Origin of the sequence: Pseudoalteromonas sp. APC 3893 (assembly GCF_030408095.1) — a bacterium.
In the GTDB taxonomy this organism is placed as follows: domain Bacteria; phylum Pseudomonadota; class Gammaproteobacteria; order Enterobacterales; family Alteromonadaceae; genus Pseudoalteromonas.
Genome location: NZ_JASDCD010000091.1, coordinates 1 through 551, shown reverse-complemented (window position 1 = coordinate 551; position 551 = coordinate 1). Strand labels below are relative to the sequence as shown.

Below are 551 nucleotides of genomic sequence, written 5' to 3'. Positions count from 1 at the left end.
GCCTCCAACTGCCAAGGCATCCACCGTGTACGCTTAGTCACTTAACCATACAACCCAAACGGGTCTTGCTTGGTCTTTGTTACTTATGCTGCCTTGCTTTCTATTTTTGCTTGGTTACATAACACGTCATGCGCCCAGCGACAAAAATATCAGCGGCGTTGCCTAAGCATCAAATCCACGTCGCAATACTAAATCGTTAGATTCAGTCATACGTTAGTGACAGTTTAACTTCGCCAGAAGTTAATATTGAATACTAAAGTAGATACCAATCAACAAACATAAACGTTCATTAAATGGCACTGAATGATACTGCTATCATTCTTTTTTACTTTTGAAAACTCTGTATAAATAACACTGTTATTCATACGAATTTTATTATCAGCTTTTCCAAATTTTTAAAGAGCATATTAATTAATAAACCTTGCGGCTTACTAACTAACAATCATCTGTGTGGACACTACGAACAAATAAGTTCTAAATCGTATAAGGAGGTGATCCAGCCCCAGGTTCCCCTAGGGCTACCTTGTTACGACTTCACCCCAGTCATGAAT

1 rRNA gene is annotated in these 551 nt (G+C 38.5%); it reads right to left on the bottom strand.

The window, feature by feature from the left end:
- Positions 1-484: 484 nt before the first annotated feature.
- Positions 485-551: ribosomal RNA gene (locus QMA12_RS22155) — 16S ribosomal RNA — on the bottom strand; the annotation flags it as partial.